Origin of the sequence: Streptomyces silaceus (genome assembly GCF_001419745.1) — a bacterium.
Classification (GTDB): Bacteria; Actinomycetota; Actinomycetes; order Streptomycetales; family Streptomycetaceae; genus Streptomyces; species Streptomyces silaceus.
In genome coordinates, this window is the sequence record NZ_LIRJ01000669.1 from 1 (window position 1) to 4,538 (window position 4,538).

General features: G+C 71.4%; 5 protein-coding genes. 3 read left to right on the forward strand and 2 right to left on the reverse strand.

The annotated features are described in order from the left end of the window. The first annotated feature begins 55 nt into the window (after positions 1-55). Positions 56-1,624, forward strand: coding sequence for an HtaA domain-containing protein (locus tag AOK22_RS38460; protein WP_055703271.1), 1,569 nt, complete (start codon positions 56-58; stop codon positions 1,622-1,624). A 71-nt stretch (positions 1,625-1,695) separates the two neighbouring features. Next, positions 1,696-2,358, forward strand: a complete 663-nt coding sequence (locus AOK22_RS38465) for a PhzF family phenazine biosynthesis protein (RefSeq protein ID WP_055703272.1) — start codon at positions 1,696-1,698, stop codon at positions 2,356-2,358. 67 nt (positions 2,359-2,425) lie between these two features. Here the strand turns inward: AOK22_RS38465 and AOK22_RS38470 are convergent, their stop codons facing one another. Both AOK22_RS38470 and map read right to left on the reverse strand, forming a co-directional pair. Then, positions 2,426-3,094, reverse strand: coding sequence for a biliverdin-producing heme oxygenase (locus AOK22_RS38470; RefSeq protein WP_055703273.1), 669 nt, complete (start codon positions 3,092-3,094; stop codon positions 2,426-2,428). Between the two features lie 245 nt (positions 3,095-3,339). Further along, a complete protein-coding gene (gene map / locus AOK22_RS38475; protein WP_055703274.1) occupies positions 3,340-4,197 on the reverse strand; it encodes a type I methionyl aminopeptidase in 858 nt (285 codons plus the stop codon). A gap of 67 nt (positions 4,198-4,264) precedes the next feature. On the opposite strand from map, the gene AOK22_RS38480 reads away from it, so the two are divergent. Further along, positions 4,265-4,492 carry a hypothetical protein gene (locus AOK22_RS38480; protein WP_055703275.1) on the forward strand — a complete coding sequence of 76 codons (228 nt, stop codon included), beginning with the start codon at positions 4,265-4,267 and terminating at the stop codon, positions 4,490-4,492. The last annotated feature ends 46 nt before the right edge of the window (positions 4,493-4,538 follow it).

Here is a 4,538-nt window from a genome sequence, read left to right on the forward strand (position 1 = left end):
CCAGCCCTCACCCCTCCCCGAACCTCCCTGTCTCACCCCTAGGAGAACCCTGACCATGGCCGCCACCCGCCGCCCCCTCACCCTCGCCGCAGCCGTCGCCACCGCCGTCGCGCTCGGCGCGAGCGCCCTGACCCTGCCGGCGCTCGCCGCCGACGGGGGCAAGGCCGCCCCGCCGAAGCTGGAGCTCAGGAACGGCACGCTGGACTGGGGCGTGAAGGAGTCCTTCCGCACGTACGTCACGTCCATCGCCCTCGGCACGATCGAGGCCAAGGACGGTGCCCAGCAGGCGCCGGACAACGGCGTGTTCACGTTCTCCGGGGGCAAGGGGACGTACGACACCGGGACGCACGCCACCGACACCGCCTTCAAGGGCAACGTCCGCTTCACCTCCAAGGCCCACCAGTTCGACATCAGAATCGCCGACCTGAAGGTCCGTACGGAGGGCAGGGCGGGCGCGATCCAGGCCGACGTGACGCTCAACGGCGCCACCCAGAACGACATCGACCTCGCCACGCTCGACCTGAGCGCGGTCCGGCCCGGCCAGGGCGAGGGCGGCGCGATGACCTTCAAGGACATCCCGACGGCGCTGACCGCGAACGGCGCCAAGGCGTTCAACAACATGTACAAGGAGGGCGAGAAGCTCGACCCGGCCACGCTCACGGTGACCGCGGGCGGCCCGGTGACCGAGGAGCCCACCGGGAAGCCGACCGAGCCGACCGGCTCGCCCGCCCCCACCGGCTCCCCGAAGCCGACGGACCCGGCCGAGCCCACGCAGTCGCCGAAGCCGACGGACACCCGGACGGACGGGCCGACCGGCGACCCCACCGGTAAGCCGACCGGCGGCACCGGGCAGCCCGGGAAGCCCGCGGAGGGCATCGTCGACGGCCGCCTCTCCTGGGGCCTGAAGGAGTCCTTCCGCACCTACATCTCCAGCGGCGGCAAGATCACCGTCGCGGGCGGCGCCAAGAAGGTCTCCGGCGGATTCTCCTTCCCGTACGCCAAGGCCGACGTGGACGCCGACGCCAAGAAGATCGACGCGTCCTTCGGCGGCAGCGTGCGCTTCGCGTACCAGGCGCACGGCATCGACATGAGGTTCAGCGACCTCAAGGTCCGCGCGGACGGCGCCAAGGGCACGCTGACCGCGGACGTCACCACGCCCAAGGGCACGCACAACGACGTGAGGTTCGCGACGCTGGACCTCTCCAAGGTGTCGTACGAGAAGAAGGACGGCGTCGTCCTGCTCGACAAGGTCCCCGCGGCCTTCACGGCGGAGGGCGCGAAGCAGTTCGCGAACGGTGCCGTCGGCTCGATGTACAAGGAGGGCCAGCGGATCGACCCGGTGACGGTCGCGCTGTCCTCCTCCGCGGGCGCCGAACTGCCCTCCGGCGGCGGCGAGGCGGGCGGCGAGGCGGGCGGCGGCTCCGGTTCCGGCACCACGGGCTCCGGCTCGGTGGGCGGCGGGGGCACGGTCGGCGGCGGCACGGCCGGCGGCTCGGGATCGCTGGCGTCCACCGGCGCGTCCGTCCCCTCGGTCGCGCTGCTCGGCGCGGCCGGGGTGGCGCTCGCGGCGGGTGCGGGCGCGGTCGTCGTGGCTCGGCGGCGCCGGGACGCCGAGGCGGTGTGACGCCGACGGGGCGTGACGCCGAGGCGATGTGACGTCGCGCGGGCGTTCGGGCGTGATGCTTCAATGCCCGGGTGACTGAACCATTCGACGTACTACGTGTTTTCTGCGGGCCCGACGGTCGGCACGGCAACGAACTCGGTGTCGTGCGCGACGGGGCCCGCATGCCTGTCCGGGAGGACCGGCAGGAGTTCGCCGGGAAACTCGGCTTCAGCGAGACGGTGTTCGTGGACGACCCCGAGCGCGGTGTCATCGACATCTACACGCCGACGCTGCGGCTGCCCTTCGCCGGGCACCCCTGCGTCGGCACGTCCTGGCTCCTCGACGTGCCCGAACTGGTCACGCCCGCCGGGGTGGTGGAGGCCCGCCAGGACGGCGAGTTCAGCTGGATCACGGCACGCGCCGAGTGGGCGCCGCCCAGGACGCTGCGGCAGTACGGGACGGCGGCGGAGGTCGACGCGCTCGACGTGCCGCCGCCGGGGGAGTGGATCTACGCCTGGGCGTGGGAGGACGAGGCGGCGGGCCGGGTGCGGGCGCGGGCCTTCCCGGGCCGCGACGACGGCATCGACGAGGACGAGGCGACGGGCGCGGCGGCGCTCCTGCTCGCGCACGAGCTGAGCCGCGCCCTCAACATCACGCAAGGACGCGGCTCACAGATCCTGACGGCACCGGGGCCGGGGGGCCTGATCGAGGTGGGCGGAAGGGTCCGGCTGACGGAAGCCGGCCCGACGGACTAGTGGTTCGGCCCCTCCGGCGTTCGGGGAACGGGGTCCGGGGGCGGCACCACCCCGGGACGGCACCCCGTCAGGCGGTCAGCGGGAACTCGTCCCCCAGCTCACGGAACACCGCCGTGTTCAGGGCGAACGCGCGCTTGCACTCGTCGACGATCCGCTTCTTCTCCAGCTCGTCCGTGACCACCGCGTCGACGCCGTCGAGCAGCTCGCGGTAACTCCGCTTGAACGCGGCCGGGTTGGGGATCCCCTCGAAGACGTAGAACCGCACGCCGTCGCCCTTGCGCGCGAAGCCCCAGGTCTGCTCGGCCCTGCCGCGGATGATCTGGCCGCCGGAGAGGTCGCCGAGGTAGCGGGTGTAGTGGTGGGCGACATAGCCGCCCGGCCAGGTGCGGGCGCACTCCTCGACCCGGGCCGCGTACGCCGCCGTGGCGGGCAGCGGGGTCAGGCCCTCCCGCCAGCCGGCGCCCCGCAGATGCGCGAGGTCGCGCTCCAGCTCGCTCACGCGCAGCAGCTCGGGCTGTATGAACGGTCCCGCGACGGGGTCCTCGCGCAGGGCCTGGGCGCCGTCCTCCAGGGCGCGGTACACGAACCAGAGCTGCTCCGTGTAGCGGGCGTAGGCGTCGACGCCCAGTTTGCCGCCGAGCAGGTCGCTCATGAAGGACGAGGTCTCCGCTTCGGTGTGCTGCTCGTGGGACGCGGTGCGGATGACCGTCGAGAAGGGCGTGAGCGGCGTGTCCATACGGGACCTCCAGGAGGGAGCCGAGGAATGACGGGATGGCCGGGAACCAGCGCGACCCCTGCCGCAGATCATGGCAAGTTAGGCTTACCTAAGTCAACTGGTTCCCGACGTCCTGTCGGTAAAAAAGCTACCCGCTCACGGTTCGGGGAACCGTAAGGAACTGGATCTCCCGCGAAGCGGCCCGAAGAGGGCTGGAAGCGCTCCGAAGAGGGCTGAAGCGGTCCGGAGACGACGTCCGGGGTGCCTCAGGGCAGGGTGAGGATGTCCGCCCCGGTGTCCGTCACCACCAGCGTGTGCTCGAACTGCGCGGTCCGCTTCCGGTCCTTGGTGACGACGGTCCAGCCGTCCTCCCACATGTCGTACTCGTGCGTGCCGAGCGTCAGCATCGGCTCGATCGTGAACGTCATGCCGGGCTGGATGGTGGTCGTGGCGTGCGGGCTGTCGTAGTGCGGGACGATCAGGCCGGAGTGGAAGGACGAGTTGATGCCGTGGCCGGTGAAGTCGCGGACCACGCCGTAGCCGAAGCGCTTGGCGTACGACTCGATGACGCGGCCGATGATGTTGATCTGGCGGCCCGGCTTGACGGCCTTGATGGCGCGGTTGAGGGACTCACGGGTCCGCTCGACGAGCAGCTTCGACTCCTCGTCGACGTCGCCGACGAGGTAGGTGGCGTTGTTGTCGCCGTGCACGCCGCCGATGTACGCGGTCACGTCGAGGTTGATGATGTCGCCGTCCTTGAGGACGGTGGAGTCCGGGATCCCGTGGCAGATGACCTCGTTGATCGAGCTGCACAGCGACTTCGGGAAGCCGCGGTAGCCCAGCGTCGAGGGGTAGGCGCCGTGGTCGCACATGTACTCGTGCGCGACGCGGTCCAGCTCGTCGGTGGTGACGCCGGGCGCGATGTGCTTCGCGGCCTCCTCCATCGCGCGGGCGGCGATGCGGCCCGCGGTGCGCATCAGCTCGATGGTCTCGGGGGTCTGCACCTCGGGACCCGTGTACGGGGTCGGGGCGGGTTTCCCGACGTACTCCGGGCGCCTGATGCCGCCGGGTACGGAACGGATGGGAGAGAGCTCCCCTGGTACGAGCAGTGACTGGCCAGACATGCCAGCGAGTCTAGCCAGCCGTGGTGGGGCAGCATGGCCTCAGAGAGCGGGACGAAAGGAGCGGGGCATGGCACTGTTCAAGAAGAGGACCGTGGGCAAGCCGGGCGAGTGGTACTACTGCCTGGAGCACCGACGGGTCGAGGAGGGCCCGGACTGTCCGGGCAAGGACCGCATGGGCCCCTACGCCACCCGCGAGGAGGCGGACCACGCGATGCAGACGGCCCGGGAACGCAACCTCGAATGGGAGAACGACCCCCGCTGGCACGACTCCGCCGCGCGGGGCGAGGACGACTGACGCGTCGCCACCGCCCCGGCGGGCGCGCCGGGGCGGTGGCGACGCG

Bases quoted from the DNA above. Each gene is read 5' to 3' on its own strand.
- AOK22_RS38460 (WP_055703271.1), top strand. From the start codon at position 56: ATGGCCGCCACCCGCCGCCCCCTCACCCTCGCCGCAGCCGTCGCCACC.
- AOK22_RS38470 (WP_055703273.1), bottom strand. From the start codon at position 3,094: ATGGACACGCCGCTCACGCCCTTCTCGACGGTCATCCGCACCGCGTCC.
- map (WP_055703274.1), bottom strand. From the start codon at position 4,197: ATGTCTGGCCAGTCACTGCTCGTACCAGGGGAGCTCTCTCCCATCCGT.
- AOK22_RS38480 (WP_055703275.1), top strand. From the start codon at position 4,265: ATGGCACTGTTCAAGAAGAGGACCGTGGGCAAGCCGGGCGAGTGGTAC.